General features: G+C 69.2%; 19 protein-coding genes, 1 other RNA gene and 2 pseudogenes. 14 read left to right on the top strand and 8 right to left on the bottom strand.

Features of this window, described 5'->3' with window-relative positions:
* Window positions 1-39: 39 nt before the first annotated feature.
* From ACAG25_RS00815 to ACAG25_RS00785, 7 genes and pseudogenes are all read left to right on the top strand, one after another.
* Window positions 40-1,492: pseudogene (locus tag ACAG25_RS00815) on the top strand (heavy metal translocating P-type ATPase); the annotation flags it as partial.
* A gap of 426 nt (window positions 1,493-1,918) precedes the next feature.
* Window positions 1,919-2,200, top strand: a complete 282-nt coding sequence (locus ACAG25_RS00810; RefSeq protein WP_370486404.1) for an SHOCT domain-containing protein — start codon at window positions 1,919-1,921, stop codon at window positions 2,198-2,200.
* Window positions 2,201-2,260: 60 nt separating this feature from the next.
* Window positions 2,261-2,644: a hypothetical protein gene (locus tag ACAG25_RS00805; protein WP_370486403.1), complete on the top strand. Its 384-nt coding sequence runs from the start codon at window positions 2,261-2,263 to the stop codon at window positions 2,642-2,644.
* Between the two features lie 170 nt (window positions 2,645-2,814).
* Window positions 2,815-3,411, top strand: a complete 597-nt coding sequence (locus tag ACAG25_RS00800) for a hypothetical protein (RefSeq protein WP_370486402.1) — start codon at window positions 2,815-2,817, stop codon at window positions 3,409-3,411.
* A gap of 199 nt (window positions 3,412-3,610) precedes the next feature.
* Window positions 3,611-3,840 (top strand): annotated as a pseudogene (locus ACAG25_RS00795) (cation-transporting P-type ATPase); the annotation flags it as partial.
* A gap of 489 nt (window positions 3,841-4,329) precedes the next feature.
* Window positions 4,330-5,568, top strand: coding sequence for an acyltransferase family protein (locus ACAG25_RS00790; RefSeq protein WP_370486401.1), 1,239 nt, complete (start codon window positions 4,330-4,332; stop codon window positions 5,566-5,568).
* 23 nt (window positions 5,569-5,591) lie between these two features.
* The gene (locus ACAG25_RS00785) at window positions 5,592-6,578 is read left to right on the top strand and encodes an SGNH hydrolase domain-containing protein (protein ID WP_370486400.1); all 987 of its coding nucleotides are present in this window, start codon (window positions 5,592-5,594) and stop codon (window positions 6,576-6,578) included.
* 3 nt (window positions 6,579-6,581) lie between these two features.
* On the opposite strand, the gene ACAG25_RS00780 is transcribed toward ACAG25_RS00785, so the two are convergent.
* Complete coding sequence (locus ACAG25_RS00780) at window positions 6,582-7,022, bottom strand: hypothetical protein (protein ID WP_370486399.1); 441 nt, start codon at window positions 7,020-7,022, stop codon at window positions 6,582-6,584.
* A 7-nt stretch (window positions 7,023-7,029) separates the two neighbouring features.
* A complete protein-coding gene (locus tag ACAG25_RS00775; RefSeq protein ID WP_370486398.1) occupies window positions 7,030-9,591 on the bottom strand; it encodes a multicopper oxidase domain-containing protein in 2,562 nt (853 codons plus the stop codon).
* An 89-nt stretch (window positions 9,592-9,680) separates the two neighbouring features.
* On the opposite strand from ACAG25_RS00775, the gene ACAG25_RS00770 reads away from it, so the two are divergent.
* Window positions 9,681-10,286, top strand: a complete 606-nt coding sequence (locus tag ACAG25_RS00770; protein WP_370486397.1) for a PepSY domain-containing protein — start codon at window positions 9,681-9,683, stop codon at window positions 10,284-10,286.
* Here the strand turns inward: ACAG25_RS00770 and ACAG25_RS00765 are convergent.
* Window positions 10,283-11,992 (bottom strand): amidohydrolase, encoded by a 1,710-nt coding sequence (locus ACAG25_RS00765; RefSeq protein ID WP_370486396.1) that lies wholly within the window; start codon window positions 11,990-11,992, stop codon window positions 10,283-10,285. The genes ACAG25_RS00770 and ACAG25_RS00765 overlap by 4 nt on opposite strands.
* Window positions 11,993-12,056: 64 nt before the next feature.
* On the opposite strand from ACAG25_RS00765, the gene ACAG25_RS00760 reads away from it, so the two are divergent.
* A complete protein-coding gene (locus ACAG25_RS00760) occupies window positions 12,057-13,016 on the top strand; it encodes a cobalamin biosynthesis protein (RefSeq protein WP_370486395.1) in 960 nt (319 codons plus the stop codon).
* Here ACAG25_RS00760 and ACAG25_RS00755 read toward each other — a convergent pair.
* Genes ACAG25_RS00755 through ACAG25_RS00745 form a run of 3 tightly spaced genes read right to left on the bottom strand, consistent with a single transcriptional unit; the run spans window position 12,970 to window position 14,966 of the window.
* Complete coding sequence (locus ACAG25_RS00755; protein WP_370486393.1) at window positions 12,970-13,791, bottom strand: SURF1 family protein; 822 nt, start codon at window positions 13,789-13,791, stop codon at window positions 12,970-12,972. The genes ACAG25_RS00760 and ACAG25_RS00755 overlap by 47 nt on opposite strands.
* 4 nt (window positions 13,792-13,795) lie before the next feature.
* Window positions 13,796-14,287, bottom strand: coding sequence for a low molecular weight protein-tyrosine-phosphatase (locus tag ACAG25_RS00750; RefSeq protein ID WP_370486392.1), 492 nt, complete (start codon window positions 14,285-14,287; stop codon window positions 13,796-13,798).
* A complete protein-coding gene (locus ACAG25_RS00745; RefSeq protein WP_370486391.1) occupies window positions 14,280-14,966 on the bottom strand; it encodes an HAD hydrolase-like protein in 687 nt (228 codons plus the stop codon). The genes ACAG25_RS00750 and ACAG25_RS00745 overlap by 8 nt, the downstream gene beginning before the upstream one ends.
* A gap of 94 nt (window positions 14,967-15,060) precedes the next feature.
* Between ACAG25_RS00745 and ACAG25_RS00740 the strand changes: the two genes are divergently transcribed.
* Genes ACAG25_RS00740 through ACAG25_RS00730 form a run of 3 tightly spaced genes read left to right on the top strand, consistent with a single transcriptional unit; the run spans window position 15,061 to window position 17,983 of the window.
* Window positions 15,061-16,188, top strand: a complete 1,128-nt coding sequence (locus ACAG25_RS00740; protein WP_370486390.1) for a Nif3-like dinuclear metal center hexameric protein — start codon at window positions 15,061-15,063, stop codon at window positions 16,186-16,188.
* Window positions 16,185-16,922, top strand: coding sequence for a zinc ribbon domain-containing protein (locus tag ACAG25_RS00735; protein WP_370486388.1), 738 nt, complete (start codon window positions 16,185-16,187; stop codon window positions 16,920-16,922). Before ACAG25_RS00740 ends, ACAG25_RS00735 begins: the two co-directional genes overlap by 4 nt.
* Complete coding sequence (locus ACAG25_RS00730) at window positions 16,919-17,983, top strand: bifunctional RNase H/acid phosphatase (RefSeq protein ID WP_370486387.1); 1,065 nt, start codon at window positions 16,919-16,921, stop codon at window positions 17,981-17,983. The genes ACAG25_RS00735 and ACAG25_RS00730 overlap by 4 nt, the downstream gene beginning before the upstream one ends.
* On the opposite strand, the gene ACAG25_RS00725 is transcribed toward ACAG25_RS00730, so the two are convergent.
* Window positions 17,974-18,552: a helix-turn-helix domain-containing protein gene (locus ACAG25_RS00725; RefSeq protein ID WP_370486386.1), complete on the bottom strand. Its 579-nt coding sequence runs from the start codon at window positions 18,550-18,552 to the stop codon at window positions 17,974-17,976. The genes ACAG25_RS00730 and ACAG25_RS00725 overlap by 10 nt on opposite strands.
* A 60-nt stretch (window positions 18,553-18,612) precedes the next feature.
* Between ACAG25_RS00725 and ACAG25_RS00720 the strand changes: the two genes are divergently transcribed.
* Both ACAG25_RS00720 and rnpB read left to right on the top strand, forming a co-directional pair.
* Complete coding sequence (locus ACAG25_RS00720; RefSeq protein ID WP_370486385.1) at window positions 18,613-19,230, top strand: class I SAM-dependent methyltransferase; 618 nt, start codon at window positions 18,613-18,615, stop codon at window positions 19,228-19,230.
* A gap of 63 nt (window positions 19,231-19,293) precedes the next feature.
* Window positions 19,294-19,730, top strand: an RNA gene (gene rnpB, locus ACAG25_RS00715) — RNase P RNA component class A.
* On the opposite strand, the gene ACAG25_RS00710 is transcribed toward rnpB, so the two are convergent.
* Window positions 19,724-21,217 (bottom strand): CHAD domain-containing protein, encoded by a 1,494-nt coding sequence (locus ACAG25_RS00710; protein WP_370486384.1) that lies wholly within the window; start codon window positions 21,215-21,217, stop codon window positions 19,724-19,726. The genes rnpB and ACAG25_RS00710 overlap by 7 nt on opposite strands.
* Window positions 21,218-21,278: the final 61 nt, after the last annotated feature.

The raw sequence follows: 21,278 nt of genomic DNA, 5'->3' as shown, positions 1-21,278 counted from the left end.
GCGTCAAGTCTTCATCGCTCCGTCGCCGAGGTCGGCGACACCGAGATGGTCGTGTCCTCAAGTGAATTGCGTGTCGGAGACCGAATGCTGGTCAAGCCCGGTGAGCGGATCGCCACCGACGGCATTATCCGGAAAGGCCGCACCGCGCTAAATGTCTCGGCTATCACTGGTGAGTCGGTGCCCGTGGAAGCCGAACCGGCCATGAGGTGTTCGCCGGCTCGATCAACGGCACCGGCGTGCTGGAGGTCGAGGTCACCACCACCTCCGAGGACAACTCGCTGGCCCGCATCGTGAAGATTGTGGAGGCCGAACAGTCCCGCAAGGGCGCCTCTCAGCGATTGGCCGACCGCATCGCCAAGCCGCTGGTTCCCGGGGTGATGATCGCCGCGGCCCTGATTGCAGTGATCGGCAGCCTGCTCGGCGATCCGGCCGTGTGGATCGAACGTGCTCTGGTGGTACTGGTCGCGGCCTCGCCGTGCGCGTTGGCGATCTCGGTGCCCGTGACCGTGGTCGCCGCGATCGGTGCGGTGCGCGGCGTCGCCCTGGTCAAGACCGGCACCCTGACCGCCAACCGGCCCGCTGTCGTCGATGTGGCCACCACCCACGGCGCCACTCGCGAGCAGGTGCTCGATCTGGCCGCAGCGCTGGAAGCGCGCAGTGAACACCCGCTGGCCGCGGCGATCCTGGCCGCCGTCGACGAGGTCACCCCGGCTACTGACGTGCAGGCGGTGACCGGCGCCGGGCTCACCGGCCGCCGCGACGGCGACACGATTCGCCTGGGCCGCCCCAGGTGGCTCGATGCGGGCGCGTTGGCTGATGACGTGGTACGGATGCAGCAGGCCGGCGCCACCGCCGTGCTCGTCGAAAACGACGGCCAAACGGTCGGCGCGGTCGCCGTGCGCGACGAACTGCGTCCCGAGGCGGCCGAGGTCGTCGCCCAGCTGCGCCGCGACGGCTTCCACATCGCGATGCTCACCGGCGACAATCGCACCACCACCGCCGCGCTCGCCAAAGATGTGGGTATCGATGACGTACACGCCGAGCTACGCCCCGAGGACGAGGCGCGGCTCGTCGAAGAACTGCGTGTTCAGCGCAACACAGCCATGGTCGGCGATGGCGTCAACGACGCCCCGCCCTGGCCACCGCCGACCTCGGTATCGCGATGGGGGCGATGGGCACTGACGTTGCCATCGAGACCGCCGACGTGGCGTTGATGGGTGAAGACCTGCGCCACCTGCCGCAGGCGTTCAGCCACGCGCGTCGCGCCCGACGGATCATGCTGCAAAACGTCGGCCTGTCACTTGCGCTGATCACCGTGTTGATACCGCTGGCGCTGCTCGGTGTGCTTGGTCTGGCCGCCGTCGTGCTGGTCCACGAGCTGGCCGAGGTGGTCGTCATCGCCAACGGTGTGCGTGCCGGCCGCGCCAAGCCCCTGCCCCTTGCACCGACCGGCCAACCAGCGACGGCCCACGTAGCAGCGGCGCCCTCATGATCGGCGGGAGTTGTCCGACAGTCTCCGTGAGTGCATACGTCCGTGGCAGGGAAGCGAACCGGGCTGAGGCCGCATGTCAGCCCACCACACCACACCGCACACGCAGGGCCGGTCAGGGGCATAGGCGCGGGTCGCCGGGTCGCCGCAGCGGCACGGATCGCCAAGCCGTGTTGGATCCGCCCCCGAAAAGGGTCCTTGATATACCCGCAGGGGTATTCGACAATGGGGTCCACGCCGACGAGTAGCAGGGCAAAATGATCCTCGATCGAGCTGATGCCGAACCATGGAGACGGGCACTTTTCAGGTTTCCGCACTGCTGCGGGCATGTTGAGGCACATCGGCCCTACCGTCCGAGCGCCCTGCCAGTCCATCCTGGTGTCAGGTGAGACATTCCCCCGGCGAGTCGAGTGAAGGAGGTTCACAACCATGATGTACGGCGCAGACGACTGCATGTGGGGCGGTTGGGGATGGGGCGGCTGGATCCTCATAGGCGTGGTGATGGTGCTGTTGTCGGCCGTCCTGATCACCGCGGTCGTGCTGGCCGTTCGGCATCTCGCCGGTAGCGATGCACAGCGCAACCGCACGGATTCAGGGACCTGGTCGCGGCCGGAGAATGCTCTGGCCCAACGGTTTGCGCGCGGCGACATCGACGAGGATGAGTATCGGCGGCGGATGACGCTGCTGCGCGAACACCAGGAACCGCGATGACTCACGTGCCGCGGGCTCACGGTCGGCCGAGAGCGCGCCAGTCGACCGAGGACCTCAAAAATGGATGTAGCGAAGGAGATTGGAAAAATGACCGATACACCTGAAACAACGAGCGAACGAATCGCCGTAGCCGGACAGCGCCGAGGGGTGAACCACGCCTTGGCGTGGAGTGGCATTGCCGCCGCTGCGGTGTTCATCATCGCGGTGGTGTTCTTTTCCGGCTTCTTCATCGGCAGGGCCACCGACGGCTTCGGCGGCAATCGGGGGCATTGTCAAGGAACGCCCGGCATGATGGGGCCCGGCATGATGGGACCCGGCATGATGGGACCCGGCATGATGGGGCCGCAGGGCTCGTGGCCACCGGGGAACATGGGGCCCTCTGGCCCCTGGGGGCCCGGCCAGTCGCAGCCGCCGACAACCACTCCAACTACACCTCGGCCGTAGCGCACAAGAACAGGTTCACGCTGCGACGGCAGCAATTTCACGTTGTCGCGTCGAGTCGGCCATCATCGGCCACGAAGCCGCCAAAGCCCAAGACGGACGCAACTCGCACCACGCGTTCGCCCACAACGCGACTCACCGCACATGTCGAGCACGCGAAGGGATCATCGGAAATGACCGGAATGAGCCGGCGAGCGGCGCTGAGAATGCTGGCCACCGGTGGGGCCCTCTTCGGGCTGGGGTATGTCTTGCGCAACATGATCGACATACCGGTCAGCCGTGCCCAACCCGGGATGGGTGGCGCGACCGGTATGGACATGCGCGCCTATATGAACATGTTCATGCGGCATGGCGAGCTTCGACGCAGCGTCGAAGAGATTCCCGGAGGTGTGCGCACCACCACCGAATCTGACTCCGCCGACCTCGTCGCCGAACTGCAGGCCCACGTCTCATCGATGTATACCCACCTCGATCAGGGCAGTGAAGTCACCTGCATGAGCTCAAGCCTGCCTACCCTGTTCCGCCGCGCTGCCGATTATCAACGTCAGATCACGCTCACAGCCAGCGGCGTGGTGGTGGTCGAAACCTCCAGCGACCCCGAACTGACCAACGCCATTCGCGAACACGCCCGCGAAGTCACCGGATTCGTCGTTGAAGGGATGCCGGCGATGATGAGCGGAATGATGGGCGGCGGGATGATGGGACCTGGCATGGGCCACGGAATGATGGGTCCCGGCATGGGTCACGGCACGATGGGACCGGGCCGCTGAACCGAAGCAAGCAACTCCCACCGGACGGAGCCGCAACAGGCACTGGTAGATGCCGCAGCACGGCACCATGTGGTGACTAATGACACGGCGGGCACCGCACGGGCCCGACTAGCGATTACGCAAGACAACCTTCCTTCGGCCCCCCTTAACAACATTGACAAGTCCAGTGAAGTAGAAGCAACTTTGATCAGCAGCGCCGCGACTGCGGGCCCAGCGGCTCACGGCGATGGTCGACGATGGCGTGAACGACGCTCCTGCGCTGGCACCGCCGACGTGGGTGTCGCGATGGGAGGTGCGCCGACGTGGACATCGAAACCGCCGACGTGGCGTTGATGGGCGAAGACCTGCGCCACCTGCCCCAAGCGTTCAACCATGCGCCGGGCGCGGCGGATCATGCTGCAAAACGTCGGGCTGTCCCTGGGCTTGATCATCGCGTACCGGCTTCGGCGCCGGCGCACGTCTCGGCAGATCCGATAATGGGCCTGAACTGCTGTTACAGGATTCCTGTAGTCGCAGGTAGGAGGTGTCGTGTGCCAGTCCGGTTGCCGGCTTCAGTCGTGTGCGCCGTCGAACGTCGCTCGTCGCCCGAGGGCGTCATTGCGAAGCGGAAGGCCCTACCCCCGCTGTGCCGAGAGTGTGCCAGGACGTGCAGCGACAGTCGCTATAGCCATGGACGTTTGGACACGGACGAGACGGCTGAGCTGGACGTATGTGCATCCATGCAACGACCTTGAACTACAGGGAATTCAGTGCGGCGAGATTTACACACCAGCGGTCGGCGGTTCGATACCGTCCGCGCCCACCGAGCATCGACCGCGTCGCCCCCGGATACGTAGCAGTAAAGGTAAGCCTTACCTCTGTTAGAGTCCCCGCCGGGAGTTTCACAGGGAACTCATGGGCACAGCAAAGGCGGACTCGGTGGCGGTTGCAATCGGTGCCGCCCGTGACGACCAGCGCGCCTCTTCGCACCCACATCGCCGCGCAGACATCCAGGGTCTGCGCGCGATCGCGGTGCTGGTGGTCATCCTCGACCACGTCGGCATGCGCGGTTTCACGGGCGGATTCGTCGGGGTGGACGTCTTCTTCGTCATCTCCGGCTACGTCATCACCCGGATGCTGCTGCAGCGCTCCGATTCACCGCGCGGTGCCTGGTTTCTCGACTTCTACGCCAAACGTGCGCGACGGATCGTTCCCGCCGCGACCCTGGTGATCGCGCTGACCGTCGTCGCGACGTTCGAGTTGACCAACTTCCTGCGCGGCGCCCGAGTGTTGCCGGACGCGACGTCCGCGTCGTTGTTCCTCGCGAACTTCCACTTCATCGCCACCGGCACCGACTACGCCCGGCTCGACGCCGATCCGTCGCCGCTGCAACACTATTGGTCACTGGCGGTGGAGGAGCAGTTCTACCTGGTGTGGCCGCTGCTGGTACTCGTGGCGATCGCCGTCGCGGCCCGCGCACGCCGGGTCACGCTGCGCCACCTGCTGGTCGGGCTGCTGACGGCCGTCGTGGCGGCGAGCTTCCTGTGTTCGATCGTGTTGACCTCGGTCAACGGGGTGGCCGCATTCTTCTCTCCGCTGACCCGCGCATGGGAACTCGGGATCGGCTGTCTGATCGCGGTGACGCAGCCCTGGTTGGCCGCCAGGATCGCGGCCAGACCGATCGCGGCCACGGTGCTCAGCGTCTCGGGCATCGCGGCGATCGCCTGGGCGGTGATCTTCCTCGACGAGACCAGCCGGTTCCCGGGGTGGGTCGCGGCGGTCCCGGTGCTGGGCACCGCAGCGCTTCTCGTCGCCGGGATGTGCGCCCACCGCACGGTTTCGGCCACCGTCCTGGGCAGCCGCGCCGCGGTCTACATCGGCGACATCTCCTACTCGCTCTACCTCGTGCACTGGCCGATCTTCGTCATCACCGCGGCATGCATCGGTGACGACTTCTCGTGGCCCCTGCAGATTCTCCTCATCGGTGCGACCTTCGTGGCCGCAGCAGCCATGTACCACGGGTTCGAGAACCCGATCCGCCGGTCACGCCTGCTGGCGGCCCGCCCCTGGCTCAGCCTGGCCATCGTCCCGGTCAGCATCGCTGTCGTGTTCGCCGTCGCCGCGTTCGAGCGGTACCGATGGGCCCTGCCTGTCCCTCTTGTCCAGCAGTTGTTGTGAGTGTTCTTCGAAAGGATCGACGAATGGCGATGCGCTTTGCCGCCAAAACCCTTGCCGGCGTGGCCATGTGTGCTGCGCTGCTGACCACCGGATGCCAGGCGGTGCCCGAGCAGCAGCCGCCCCCGGATGCCGAGCTGAAATCCGCGCCCGTCCCCGCGGCGGTGCCCGCTGCCGAGGTGTTGCAGGCCGTGCAGGCCGCCACGCAACTGCGTGAGCTTCCCCCGAGTATCGCCAACGACCAGCTGCTGGCCGCCAGCGGCGACTACACCGAGCAGTGGTCGGTCCCGGGGTGCGAACCCGCGCTGGAGCAAAGTCGCCTCGACGACATCGAGCCGTGCATCCTCGGCGACCCCACCAGCGAGCGGACCATGGCCGTCATCGGTGACTCCGCAGCCGCGATGTGGCACACCGCTTTCGACCTCATCGGCAAGCGCAACGGCTGGCGGGCGATCGTGTTGACCAAGAGCAACTGCGGTCCCGCGTCGCTGACCTACTACCAGTACCAACTCGAGCGGGCCTACACCGAGTGCGACGAGTGGCAGAAGTGGCGCATGGAGGTCATCCACCAGGAGAAGGCCGAAGTCGTGGTGCTGGCCGGCTGGTTCGACGGCGGCAATCAGGGCCCCGGCACGACCACGACGCCCGAGATCTGGCGCGACGCCCTCGCCAAGACCATCGGCCAACTTCCGCAGGGCACAAAGACATTCATGCTCGGCGGTGTTCCGCGTCCCGCGGAGGGCCCGTCGGAGTGCGTCGCCCAGAATCCGACCGACCTGACCCGGTGCGCCACCCCGGCTACCGACGCGCTGCCCACGACAGCGGGCTGGACGGATGCCGCAGAGCTCACCGGGGCGAAGTTCATCGACGTCAAGGAGTGGTTCTGCGCGGAGGTGTGCCCGGCGGTGATCGCCGATCAGCTCGTCTACTCCGGTAAGTACCACGTCACGTCCGGGTACGCCGGATACCTCTCCGGTGCCCTCGAGGAGGCCATGGCGCCCGCGCTGGCGTGACACTCAGCCTTCGGCGAGCCAGGTGGCCAGCAGTACCACCCCGAGTGATCCGACCAACGACGCCAGCGACGCGGCACGCGCCCGGTCAGTGTGACCTTTCGACTGGGCGATCCCGTGTAGCGCGGCAGCGACCATCACGAGGGTGAACAGCACCAGCTTCAGCACGAGGATGCGCCCGTAGCCGGGCTGGGCCAGCGAGGCCCAGGTGACGCCGTAATGCCAGGCCAGCAGAACGCCCGTCGCGATCTGCACCGGCAGGAACAACAGCATCGTGATCCGGGCGAACTGCTTGCCGACCGCGCGCATCACCTCGGCCCGCTCGGCGGTGCCGAGTCGGTCGCGCACCTGCGGCAACACCACCAGGGTCACGGTCAGCTGTCCGCCGACCCACACGATCGCGCCCACCACGTGGATGAAGCGCACGACGGTCCAGACGTCGAACATCGCCGCATCACTCCGTGACCGCGAAGACGCCATGCGCACCGTTCTCACCGTGGCGCATGTCGTGATCGACGAACGGGTAGTTCCCGGCCTCGGGGAACGTCAACTCGACGAATCCGCCCTGTGTCGGCGCCAGGTTCAGAACCTGTGCGGCGCCGCGGGTTTCCGGATCCGGCCGCAACAGCCATGCCCCCTCGGCGAACGTGGTGTCGAACTGTCCGCCCACCACGTGGAAGGCGGTGCTGTCACCGGGACCCGCGTTGACGACCCAGATGCGGACGCGTTCACCGACGCGGGCCGGCAGCGGCGCGTGGTCGTACTGCGCGGTCATCCCGTTGAACGCCCAGCCGTCGGGCTGTCCGGCGCGTAACCGGTCGGTCTGGTACCCACTGCCCGGATCGCCCAGGTACACCTGCGAACTGACGAGGACGTATTCGCGGTCGGCCGGCGTCAGGTCGGGCGGATCGATGATCACCGCGCCGTACATGCCGTTGGCGATGTGCAGTGACATCGGCATGGTCGCGCAATGGTAGAGCCACGCTCCGGCGTGGGTTGCGGTGAACCGGTAGGTCAGTCGCTCGCCGGGTGCGATGGTGCGCATCGGCTCGTCGGGCGCGAGCATGCCCGCGTGGAAGTCGATGCTGTGGCCCATCGTGCCGTCGTTGATCAGCGTGACCTCGAAGCGGTCACCGACCTTTCCGCGCAGGGTGGGTCCCGGCACGGAATCGCCGAAGGTCCAACGCTGTTCGGTGCGCCCGGGCGCGACCTCCACCTCGCGTTCGGTGACCGTGAACTCGACTCTGTGCAGCGGGCCGTCGGCCGGCGCCAGTCGGGCCTCGTGGGGCTTCCAATCCGGCGCGGGTCGCGCCGACAGGTCGAGCGGTTCGGGGTCGGGGGTCTCGTCACCCATGTGCATCGCGTGCGGCGTCGGGGCGGCCGCGCCGGTGCGGATCGACATCGTCATCCCGGCGGCGCGGTGCCCGGCCACGGTGCACCAGCCCTGCATCTCGGCGTCGACCCGTCCCAGGTCGAGCAATGCGGTCTGACCCTGACGCAACAGGGGTGTGCGGGCGCCGCTGTCGACGCGCAGATCGTGGGGCATGGCATCGACGTTGGTCACGCGCAGCACCACGTGCGTCCCGGGCGCGACGTCGAGGACGTCGGGCTGAATACGCATGTCCGCCAACGTGACGTCGATGGTGCGGACCTGTTCCGCGGTGCTGACCGCGGGCGGCCCGATCTGGCCGGTGCCGGCGAACGCGACGGCCAGCGCCACCACGGCCAGGCCCGCGACGACACCGCTGGTGGTACCGGCGATGTGCCGCGGCCCCTGCTCGAGGGACCCGTGCCGCGCCACCGGAATCGCGATACGCAAAGCCTGTATGAGGAACGTCACCAGACTCACCGCGGCCAAGGTCCAGCCGACCAGCGGCAGGGGCGCCGGCCAGGGGCCGGCCACCAGCGGCACCGAGACGTTCAGCAGCAGGACACGCAGTTGCCAACCGCTGCACAGGGTCTCGGCCATGCGGCGGTGCTGGTGCGGCCCGCGGCCCAGGATCGCGGGCAGCAGCTGGGTCAGGGCGCCCATCAGAATCTGCAGGGTGAACCCGACGGTCAACACGGGCAGCACGTCGCTCGCGATGGCCGGTAGCGCGTCCAGCGAACCCCTGACGGCCAGTCGTACCGCCTCGGTCAGCACCGCGACGCTCAGCCACGCCATCGCTGCTCCGAGCATCCACGCCGCCGGTCCCTCGGGTCTGCGTTGTACGGCGTTGCGGATCAACGGGATGACGGCGATGCCGATGCCTGCCGCGTAACCCAGCAGTCCCGCGACGGCCAGCCAGACCGACGACGCCAGCATGCCGACGACCGCGACCACCAGACCCGCGCACACCGTGGGCAGCGCGCGCCGTGCCGCAACAGCGGTATCCGGGCGGATCCGCGCGTGCAGGGTCACCGGCCACAACGTGAACATCGTGCCGAGAACCGACAGTCCGACCCAACCGAGCAGTGTGAGATGCACGTGCGCCGACCACAACCGGGCGTACCAGTCGGCCGATCCGAGGGCCAGCAGCGCGCCGACGACCGCACCCAGCGCCAGCGTCAGGCTGGCTGCGCAGTAGAACCCCGGCAGATAGTCGAACGATTCAGGCGCGGTCGCCTTCGTCGCGCGGCGCAGATGGATCGCGTGCACCGTGGCGATCACCGCGATGCCGGTGCCGCCGACACCGACCAGCACAGCGGTGTCGGTGCTCACCCCGACCAGTACCGCGACCACCAGGGTGTTCAGCGCGGTCAAACCGAACGCCAGCCGTCGGGACGGCGGACTGGGCATGCGGCAGAACGCCTCGGCGAAATGCTCGGACCAGATGACGATCGCATTGGTCACCGCACCCAGCAGCAGCGCGTGCAGCGCCACCCAACTCGAGATACCCAGCGTGGAGTGCGCGACCAGCAACCCGGCGGCGACGGCCAGCCAGCACAGCACCACCACGTTGGCCCAGACGAACACCGGACCGCGGGGACCGTTGCGCCGCCGATCCTGCGGCGTCCTCAGATCGTCGGTTGACACGCCTCCAGCCAAGCCCGCCGGCCGGCGCGGCTGTAGGGGCATTGGTCCCCATCTGGTTGGCCGGACGCACGGCGGGGTAGCCACCGCTCATGGCACTGGGTCAGGTCTGCGTCGGATTGGCTGCGTTCTCCCTCGTATGCGCGGTGAGTGCATGCGGGAACACCGGGGAGACACCGAGCCCGACCACGGTGACCGAGACCGTCACCACCAGCGTCGCCCCGACCAGCCCCGGGGGGAGCCCTGCCGAGAGCCCGACGCCACTGCCGCCCACACCGGGCGGTCCCGGGTTGCCGGTGCCGGCGGCGCAGCAGGCCCTGCGGGCCGCGGCCGGTGCCGTCACGAACGGACGTCCCTACGACGTGCAGGTCGAGACGCGCGAAGGCCAACGCGTGTTCGAGATCGAGGTGGCGTCCAACGGCGAGCAGTACGACGTCGTCGTCGACGCCGAAGGCAACCGGGTGATCTCCTCCACCCGCCAGGACGGGCCCGACGACGACGCCCGGCGCGCCGAGTCGGCGGCGGTGGACGCGGCACGCGCACTGCAGACCGCGGCCGACCGCGAGGTCGACACCCTGTTCGACGAACTGGAGATCGACACCGACGGTGCTCAGGTGGTCTGGAAGATCGACCTGGTGCGTGCCGACGGTTCCGAGGTCGAGGTGCGCGTCGACGCGCAGGACGGCAACATCCGTTAACAGCAGCCTGTCGTGGTCCGCGCGGCCAAGTGTGCGTGCGCGGCGTTGTCGTTGCCGCCGACTGCGCCGATGAACGCGTCCAGGTCGATCCGTCGACCGCCCAGCCAGGTGCCGGTCACCCGAACCTCGTCGATCAGGCGATCCGGGCGGACGTCCCACGGGTCGGCGCTCAGTTCGACGAAATCCGCGAGCTTGCCCGCGGTGATCGAACCGACGAGGTGCTCACGACGGAGCGTGCGGGCCGCGTCGATGGTCTGCGCGCACCAGGCCTGCTCCAGCGTGATGGCCTGATCGGGTCGGTGCACCTGACCGGTACGGGTGCGACGCGTGACCGCGGTGGCGATGTTGACCACCGGCGCGGGCGGTGACACCGAGCCGTCGTTGTGCAGCGAGACGCAGGCCCCCGAGGCGACGGCATCGGCGAACGCCGCCCAACGGGCTCCGTGCGCGGGTTCGAACATCGCGCCGTCGAGCAGATCGCCCCAGTAGTAGTACTGGAACGGCGCCAACGACACATGCACGCCGAGGCGCGCTGCCCGGTCGAAATGCGCGCGGGTACCCGCCCCACAGTGTTCGAGCCGCCAGCGGTGATCGGTGCCGAGCAACTGATGCCGGGTCAGCGCGTCCTCGTAGGCGTCCAGCGCGAGATCGAGAGCCAGATCGCCGTTGGCGTGAAAAGCCATCTGCCAACCTGCCGGGGCGGCCCGGTCCAGGATCGCGTCGAGCTGCTGACGGGTGTAGTTCATCGAGCCCGCACCGCCCGCGGTCGACGGGTCGATGCCCGCGGTGCGGGTGGCGTCGGTGTCCAGGTACGGAAACGAGATCGCGATGTTGCCGACCCAGGGGGATCCGTCGGTCCACAGCTTGACCCCGGCCTTGGTCAACCATGTGTCGTCGGCGGTGAAAGTCGCCGGCTCGCAGTAGGAGTCGGTGACCGACATCTCCCACATGCTGACCCGCAGCGGGCACGACGGAGCAGCGGCCAGCGCTTCGTATCCGGCGGCGAACTTGGGGTCGAAGGTCATGTCCGACGCGGAGGTGTAGCCGCCGCGAGACATCAGCGCGAAGTACCGCGCAGCGCTCAGCAGCGGGTCACCCATCTGCGCCATCAACGGACCCGTGACCGCCGTAAGCACCGGCAGTTCGAACCCGCGGCCGTCGAGGGTCCCGTCGGGCCGGCGTCCGAAGTGCGCGGCGACCGGGTCCGGCGGGGGCGCGGTGTCCCAGCCGTACCGGCGGATCAATGCGGAGTCGAAATACACGCCGTGTCCGGAGTTGTCGGTGACCACCGCGACGCGGTCGCCGAAGATCCGGTCGAGTTCCTCGGCGTCGGGCGCGGGATGGCCGTGCAGCAGCGCGTCGAACCCGGCGAACCACAGCGGGGTCTGCGGGTCGGTGCCCGCGATGGCGTCGGCGAACACCTCCTGCACCGCGGCCCAGGACGGAGCGTCCCACGGCGCGATCGAACGCGCCGGGGCTTGCGTGGCGACGCCGCTGATCAACGGATGACCATGCGGCTCAACGAAACCCGGTGCCAGCACCGGTACTCCGGTGTCGACGACCTCGGCGTCGGGCAGCGCGGTACGGCAATCATCCACCGTTCCGACCGCGACGATCCGACCGGCGCAGACGGCCACCGCTTGCGCGCGGGGGACCGCGTCGTCGACGGTGATGACAGTGCCCGCGGTCAAGATCACGTCGTCCATCGGCCCAGTGTGTCACCGCGACCTGCCCGGTCCCGGTCGAATCGCTCTGTGAGACGCTGCCGGAATGTTCGCGCGGAGTACGGGAATCGCTGCGGCGGCGATCGCCGACGCCGTCTTCGGCGATCCCCGCCGCGGCCACCCGGTCGCGCTGTTCGGTACGGGCGCCGCGGCACTGGAACGCCGCACCTACGCCGACTCCCGGTGGGCCGGCGTGGGGCACACCGCCGCGCTGTGCACGGCGGTCGGTCTGGGTGGCGCGCTGGTCGAACAGTCGGCGCGCCGGTGGGCGCCCGTCGCCGAAGCGGCGGTCGTGGCGACAGCGACATACATCGCGCTGGGCGGTACATCGCTGTGCCGCACCGGCGCACAGATGGCGCACCTGTTGGCGGCCGACGATGTCGACGGGGCGCGGCGGTTACTGCCGTCGCTGTGCGGGCGCGACCCCTCGGTGCTCGACGCCGAGGGTCTAGCGCGCGCGGCGTTGGAATCCGTAGCCGAGAACACCTCCGACGCGACGGTCGCACCGCTGGTGTGGGCGGCGACAGCCGGAGCGGCGGGCGTGCTGACCTACCGCGCCGTCAACACCCTCGACGCGATGATCGGCCACCGCAATGCGCGCTACGCCCAGTTCGGGTGGGCCGCAGCACGGCTGGACGATCTGGCCAACCTCGTCGGGGCCCGTGTCACCGGGATGCTGGTGCTCGTGTGCGCGCCCTTCGTGGGCGGGTCACCACGACAGGCCTGGCGGGCATGGCGGCGCGACGCGCGGAAACACCCCAGCCCCAACGCCGGCGTGGCCGAAGCCGCGTTCGCCGGCGCGCTCGGCGTACGCCTCGGCGGTCCGACCCAGTACGCCCATCAACTCGAAATCCGGCCCACCCTGGGCGACGGACGCGTCCCCGAGGTCGACGATCTGGCGCGCGCGGTGCGACTGTCACGCGCCGTGCAGGTCGCGGCCGCGGCGCTCGCCGTCGCGATCAGCGTCGGCGGCCGTACCGGTCGGCGAGTTTCTCCTCGGAGGTGAGTTCGCTGGTGTCGTCGGCGGCGCGGGCGAGCGCCTTCTCCCGGCGGCGCACCTTGACCTCGGAGTACACGAAGTAGCCGACCCCGACCGGGGCCAGGATGCCGAACGCGATCCACTGGATGCCGTACGACAGGAACGGGCCGGCGTCGAGGTGGGGGAGCGGGATGACGCCGAGCCCGCCGGGCTGGTTCTCGGTCAACTGCAGATACGACGAGGTCAACGGCACGCCGGTGAGCTCGGAGATCTGGCTGGTGTTGATCGAGTACACCTGCAGGGCGCCGTCGGCCTCGAACGGCGTCTTGCCCTGCGCGACGGCCTCGGTGTCGCGCAGCCTCGCGGTGATCGTGACGGGCTCGCTGGGTGCCGGTTCGATCTCGGGAACCTGCGAGCCGCCGACGGGGCGGACGAACCCGCGGTTGACCAGGACGGTGGGACCGTCGTCGGCCGCGAACGGCACCAGAACCTCGAACGCGGGTTCCCCCTCGACCGTCCGCAGGCGGGCCACCACCTCTTTGTCGGGGAGATAGCGCCCGGTGGCGGTGACCTGCTGCCACTGCTCGTCGTGCGCGCTCGAATCCTGCTGCGGGAGCACGCTCGTCAACGCGACCGGATCCGCGTCCAGCGACCGCGCGATCTGTGCGTTCTCCCGCGAGGTCTTGGTGTTCTTGCCCAGCTGCCACGGTGCGAGCACCGTGAAGCACAGGTAGGCGAACGCGAGCACCACGACGTACAACGCCAACCACTGGGGGCGCAGCAGGAATGCGAAGCGGCGCATGGTCTCAGCTGACCTTCCTGTGCGACAGCTGCTCGTCGACCCAGTCGTGCAGCCCGGGCAGCGCCGCCTCGATCACGGTGAACGCCTCGACGAAGTCGTCCTGCGTGCCGTAGTAGGGGTCCTCGACATCGGGGGTGTGTGCGCCCGACCGTGGGTCGAAGGACCGCAGCATCCGCAGGCGCTCGGTCGGCACCCCCGCCTCGGCGAGAAACCGCAGATGGTTACGGCCCATCGCGATCACCAGGTCGGCAGACAGGTGGTCGTCGGTCAGCTGCGCCGCGCGGTGCTGCGTGGGGTAGCCGTGCTGACGCAACACGTGCCCGGCGCGGCGGTCGGCCGGCTCGCCCTCATGCCAATGGCCGGTGCCGGCGCTGGTCACGCGTACCACGTCGCCGAGCCCGCGGTCGCGGATCTGCTGGGCGAACATCTTCTCCGCGATCGGACTGCGGCAGATGTTGCCCGAACACACGAACGTGACGTGCAGCAGCTCAGACACCCAGCACCCCGCGCAATTCGTCGACCGAGGCGACATGCGCCACCGCGCCACCGGGGTCCTCGCGGAAGTCCTCGGCGCCGTAACCCCAGCCCACCACGATGGTGCCGATGCCGTGCTCGGCCGCGCCCTCGACGTCGTGGGAGCGGTCGCCGATCATCGTCACCCGCTCGGGCACGGGAGCCAGCGCACCCAGCGCGCGGGCCACCACGTCGGCCTTGCGGGCCCGGGTGCCGTCGGGGCTGGCGCCTGCGATCACCTCGAAACATCCGTCCAGGCCGAAGTGCGCCAGAATGCGTTGCGCGGTCGGTTCGGCCTTGGAGGTCGCGACCGCCATCCGCACGCCCGCGGTCTGCAGATCGGCCAGCAGCTCGGCGATCCCGTCGAACGGGCGGTTCATCAGCCAACCGCGGGTGGTGTAGTCGGCCCGGTAGGCCGCGATCGCCTCGTCGGTCCGCTCACCCAAGCCGAGCTGGCGCAGCGTGGTCGGCATCGGTGGTCCCACGATGCGGCTGACCAGATCGCCCTCGGGTACCGGCGCGTCCACGGTTTCCAGCGCGTGACGGAAGCTGGCCACGATCCCCTCGGCGGAGTCGGTCAGCGTGCCGTCCAGGTCGAAGATCACCAGGTCGCCCCGGCTCACCGGGACGAGGCTGCGGGCACTGTCGAGCGTATCGGTCACGACCCCATTGTCCAGCAATGTCCAACTGCCCGAACCGGCGCACTAGTGTCGTGGCAGTGGTCAGGCGGTCCAACGAGTACGGCGGGGTGAGGCGATGACGGTGCGGCTCGGTGACATCATCGATGTCCTCGACGAGGCCTACCCGCCCGCGCTGGCACAGAGCTGGGACTCCGTCGGACTGGTCTGCGGTGACCGGTCGGAGCCCGTCGAGTCGGTCACGGTGGCCGTCGACGCCACCGCCGAGGTGGTGGCGACCGTGCCCGAGCGCGGTCTGCTGCTGGCCCACCACCCGCTGCTGCTGCGCGGAGTGGACACCGTGGCCGCCGACACCGCCAAGGGTGCGCTGATCCACTCGCTGATCCGCACCGGTCGGGCCCTGTTCACCGCGCACACCAACGCCGACAGCGCCGCCCCCGGCGTCTCCGATGCGCTGGCCGAGGCGCTGGGTCTGCACGTCACCGATGTGCTCTCGCCGGTGCCTTCGAGTCCCGCCCTCGACAAATGGGTGGTGTTCGTGCCGGCAGAGAACGCCGACGCGGTCCGCACGGCGATGTTCGACGCCGGTGCCGGCCGCATCGGTGACTACTCCCACTGCAGCTGGAGTGTCCCGGGCACCGGCCAGTTCCTTCCCCACGACGGCGCCCAACCGGCCATCGGGACCGTCGGGACCGTCGAGCAGGTCGCCGAAGACCGCGTCGAGATGGTGGCCCCGGCGAGCCGGCGCGCCGCCGTGTACGCCGCGCTGCGTGCCGGCCACCCCTACGAGGAACCCGCGTTCGACGTGATCACGCTGCAGACGCCGCCCGGCGACGTCGGTCTCGGACGTATCGCGACATTGCCCACACCGGAACCGCTGGCCGCTTTCGTCTCCCGGGTGCGACGCGCACTGCCCGCGACCTCCTGGGGCGTGCGCGCGTCCGGCGATCCCGCCGCGACTGTTACGCGCGTCGCAGTGTGTGGCGGCGCCGGCGACTCCCTGCTGGGTGAGGTCGCCGCCGCCGGGGTGCAGGCCTACGTCACCGCCGACCTGCGCCACCACCCGGCCGACGAGCACCGCCGGGTCAGCGACGTCGCGCTCGTCGACGTGGCGCACTGGGCCAGTGAACAACCGTGGTGCGGCCAGGCCGCCGAGCTGCTGCGCGCACGATTCGGTGCGGCGCTGCCGGTCACCGTGTCCGAGGTGCGCACCGACCCGTGGAACGTCGAGGGAGACTGCCCGTGAAAGCCGATGTCAACCAACAACGTTCGCTGCTGGAGCTTTCCGAGCTGGACGCGCAGCTCGGCCGGGTGGCACACCGGCTGAAGAATCTGCCCGAACAGGTCGCGCTGTCCGAGGCGTTGGCGGCGCTGCGCCAGGGCGGCGACCAGCTCGCGGTCCTGCAGCTCGCGCTCGAGGACATCGACGCCCAGGTCGCGAAGTTCGAGCACGAGATCGACGGCGTGCGCCAGCGTGAGGACCGCGACCGTGCCCTGATGGCCGGTGGCACCGTCGACGCCAAGCAGCTCACCGAACTGCAGCACGAACTCGAGACGCTCGAGCGGCGACAGGCCAGCCTGGAGGATTCGCTGCTGGAGGTCATGGAGCGGCGCGAAGAGCTCGAAGCCGACATCGCGCGCCAGCAGCAGGCTGTGGAGGACCTGCAGAAGGCGCACGACGACGCCCAGCGCACCTGTGAGGACGCCCGCGCCGAGCTGGAGACCACCCGGGAGGACGCCACCGCGCGCCGCGACCGGTTGGCCGCTCAGATCGACGAGGCGCTGCTGGCGCTCTACGAACGTCAGCGCGACCGCAACGGGGTGGGCGCGGGCGCCCTGCAGGGTCGGCGGTGCGGGGCGTGCCGGTTGGAGATCGATCAGGGGGAGATGGCGCGCATCGCCGCAGCCGCCGACGACGACGTGTTGCGGTGCCCGGAGTGCTCGGCGATCCTGTTGCGGGTCAAGGGATTCAAAGCGTGAAGGTGATCGTCGAGGCCGACGGTGGCTCGCGGGGCAACCCCGGACCGGCCGGCTACGGGGCGGTGGTGTGGTCGGCCGATCGCAGCGCGGTGCTCGCCGAGGCGAAGCAGGCGATCGGGCGGGCCACCAACAATGTCGCCGAATACCGGGGCCTGATCGCCGGTCTGGAGGCCGCGCGCGATGCGGGGGCCACCGAGGCGGACGTGCGCATGGACTCCAAGCTGGTGGTCGAACAGATGGCCGGCCGCTGGCGTGTCAAACACCCCGACCTCGCGCCGCTGCATCGGCAGGCCCAGCAGCTGGCCGCCGGCTTCGACAGTGTCACCTACACGTGGATCCCGCGCGCGCAGAACAGCCATGCCGACGCGCTGGCCAACGCGGCGATGGACGCCGAGGACGAGACCACGTCGCGCGTGGTCACCAATCCCGCCGGTTGGACCGGCGCCCAGGGCGCTCCGACCCGGTTGTTGCTGCTGCGGCACGGGCAGACCGAACTGTCGGTGCATCGCCGGTATTCCGGCCGGGGTAACCCCGCGCTGACCGAACTCGGCGTGCGGCAGGCCGACGCCGCCGCGCGTTATCTGGCGAGCCGCGGCGGTATCGACGCCGTGATCGCCTCACCCCTGCAGCGCGCTTACGACACCGCCGCGGCGGCTGCCAAGGCGCTGGACCTCGACGTCGTCGTCGACGACGACCTCATCGAGACGGATTTCGGGGCGTGGGAGGGACTGACGTTCGGCGAAGCCGCGCAACGCGATCCCGAGCTGCACCGGAAGTGGTTGCGCGACACCGCCGTTGCGCCGCCTGGCGGCGAGAGCTTCGACGCGGTGGCCGAACGGGTGGGCCGCGTCCAGCAGCGGCTGACCACCGACCACGGCGGACACACCGTGCTCGTGGTCTCCCATGTCACGCCCATCAAAACGCTGCTGCGCATGGCACTCGATGCGGGTCCGAGCGTCCTCTACCGGATGCACCTGGATCTCGCGTCGCTGTCGGTCGCCGAGTTCTACCCCGACGGGGCGGCATCGGTGCGTCTGGTCAACCAGACCGCCTATTTGTGATCGGTGTGCACGTGCACCCGCTGCCCGTGCACACCGAACAGCGCCACGGCCTCCACGGGCCCGTCCACCGCGCCGAACCAGTGCGGCGTCCACGTGGAGAACTCCACGGCCTCGCCGGGTTCGATGGTGAAGTCGCGGTCGCTGAGTACCAGCCGCAGCCGTCCGGACAACACGTACATCCAGTCGTGTCCCTCGTGCACCGGTAGTTCGGCCGGAGGTCTGCGGCGGCGCGCGCTGATGCGGATCTTGTAGGCGTTCAGGCCACCGGCCGGACCGTCGGCGGTCAGGGGCCAGAACGTGATCTGGTCGCGGGTGTGGGCGGTGCCGCGCACCCGCGGGTCCGCCACCGTCGGTGGGTTGAGCAGTTCGTCGGTGCTGACCGACAACGCTGCGGCCAGCCGCGGCAGGTGATCCAGCGCCAGGCGTCGCTTACCCGATTCCAGGCGGCTGAGCGTGGAGACGTCGATGTTCGCGCGCGACGCGACGTCCTCGAGCGTCATCGCGCGCTCCTGCCGCAGCTGGCGCAACCGGCGCCGCACCCGGGAGTCGAAATCGTCGTTTGCCTCCATGGCAAGGGATCTTGGCAAGACTTCGGATGCCAGGCAAGGTCGGGTCATGGAGAAGACGCGATGACCGAGCCGGACGTCAAACAACACTGGGAGGACCGGTATTCGGAGCGGCCGCAGATGTTCAGCGGTCGGGTCAACCACTGGCTCGCCGAGGTGGCCGGGCCGCTACCCGCGGGCCGCGCGCTGGATCTCGGGTGCGGCGAGGGTGCCGACGCGGTCTGGCTGGCCGAGCGCGGCTGGCAGGTGACCGGCGTCGACGTCTCCGAAACCGCGCTGGGTCGCGCGAGGCGGGCAGCCACGCAGCGCGGCGTGGACGACCGGGTGCGGTTGGTCCCGTGCGACCTGTCGGTGGACTTCCCCGGCGGAACCTTCGACCTGGTGTCGGCGCACTTCCTGCAGTCCCTGGTCCACCTGGACCGGGCGAGGATCTTCGCCCGCGCCGCAGCCGCGGTAACTCCCGGCGGGACGTTGTTGATCGTCGACCACGCCGCCGCGCCGCCCTGGGCCGACCACGCGCACGACATCGTCTTCCCGACCGTCGGCGACGTGCTCGACGTCGTGGGCATCGACGCAGGGTGGGACCAGGTGCATGCCGGCACCGTCGAACGCGACGCCGTCGGACCGGACGGGCGATCGGGCGTTCTGCTGGACAACCTGATCGTGCTGCGTCGCCGCTGAGCTGCCCAGGAACGGCGTTCGATACCGTCGGACGCCCGAACCGGCTACCTTGTGTATCGCGGATGAGCTGGCTGGGCGGCCGCGGACCGTCGATCGGCCGGATGGGGGATGAAGGTCGTCGACGGTTCGAGGAAAGTCCGGACTTCGCAGAGCAGGGTGATTGCTAACGGCAATCCGAGGTGACTCGCGGGAAAGTGCCACAGAAAACAGACCGCCGCCGCACCGGCCCTCGGGCCGGCGCGGAGGTAAGGGTGAAACGGTGCGGTAAGAGCGCACCAGCGTCCCGGGTGACCGGGACGGCTCGGTAAACCCCACCCGAAGCAAGGCCAAGAATGCCGCGTGGAGGGCGCGGTAGCGCAGGCGCTCGAGGGCTGCTCGCCCGAGCCTGCGGGTAGGCCGCTCGAGGTACCCGGCGACGGTGTGCCCAGATGGATGGTCGCCGCCCGGTCGTCAGCAATGACGTCCGGGAACAGAATCCGGCTTACAGGCCAGCTCATCCGCCCTTCGTGGCTTTGGACACGACCTTGTCCAGCGCCTTCAGCGCGTCGTCGAGCCGGTCTTCGCAGCGCTGTGCGGTCTCGATCTCGCGCTGGAAGAGCACTCCGTAGGTGAACGTGTCCTCGCCGGCAGCGTGCGCCAGGTCGGCCTGGCGCAACAGATGGCCGCGGCTGACCACGCTGTCCTGGTGGTCGCCGAGCAACGACTGCACGGCCTTGGCGCGTTCGGCGACCTTGCGCCGGTCCGACGCCGCGGCGACGTAGCGCAGACGCTTGGCGCGCTTACGGATCTTGTGCAGCGCCTCGTCGGCGGCCCGGTCGTCGGCGCCGTCCTTGGCCAGTTTCCGTGCGGTCTTGGCGGCCTTGCGGACCCGGCGGTGGGCCTCGGTGATCCGGTCGGCCACAGCGGACTTCGGCGCGGGTTCGGCCGGTGCGGCGGTGGTGAGCGACTCCAGCGCTTCGAGCAGACGGAAGTAGCGCGGAGACCGCATCGCGGTCAGAGAGCGCTTCCACCCGGTCTGATAGCGCTTCTGGGTGTCCTCGACCAACCGGCGGCGGACCGGGCCACGGACCTGTTCGGCGGGCAGCGCGTCGAGCGCCTTCTCGTAGCGCTGCGCGAGAACCTCGGCGTCGCGGGCGATCCCCAGCACGGCGCCGAGCTCCCGCAACTCGTCGAGCAGCCACTCCGGGGCCTCGGTGTCCGGGGCCGACTGCAGCAGGCTGCGGATCTTGCGGACGGTGACCCGCATCTGGTGCACCGAGTCGTGCGCGTCGGCGCGCACCGCACGGTCCCATTCGAGCAATTCGGCGACATGTCCGGCGATGGCGTCGTGCAGCTGATCACCTGTCGGGGACGGTTTCTCGGATGCCGGCGGGGTGCCCAGCACCCGAGCCAACTTCGATCCGTGACCGGAGGGCTCCGCACCCGCGTCGAGCAGACGGCCGGTCAGCCGGTCGAAGACGTCGGTGTCGGCGCCGGGTACCAGTTCGAGTTCCCATTCCCGCCAGCGCAGTTCGTCGCCCCCGTCGGCGCTCGCGCGGACGTCGTCGTCGCAGAACTCGGCGAGCTGCGCGCCGTCGGCGTCATACAGCGTCTCCACGGTGCGTTCGGTGCTGATGCGCGCCACCGGGGCCAACGGCGCGTCACGCACGATGGCCAGCACGACATCGCGGATGTTGTCGGGGACTTCGCCGGTGTCGTCGTCGGTCAGCGGGGCGCGGATCTCGGTGCGGGTGTCCACCCCGGCGGGCAGCTTCACATGCCAGCCCTCGTCGGTTCCGCCGGTCCGGCGGCGCAGCGTGATTCGATGCCGCGCCAGATCGCGAGCAGGTGTGTCGAAATAGACAGCATCGAGGGACTGTGACAGCGATCGCTCCACCCGAGCGACGGCGGACAGCCCCGCAAACGACGGGGCAACGGTGTTCTCGACGACCTCGAACTTGCGCTCGGTCTCGGTATAACGGGAGGTCTTCGTCGAATCAGCGCCCATCGGCCACCTTCATCTCGCAACGGGTTCAAAGATCACAAGCCTGCCACAGGACGGTGAACAT

The organism is Mycobacterium sp. pV006, assembly GCF_041287115.1.
In the GTDB taxonomy this organism is placed as follows: domain Bacteria; phylum Actinomycetota; class Actinomycetes; order Mycobacteriales; family Mycobacteriaceae; genus Mycobacterium.
The sequence above is the reverse complement of the archived record's forward strand: the minus strand, read 5'-3'. Positions and strand labels throughout refer to the sequence as shown.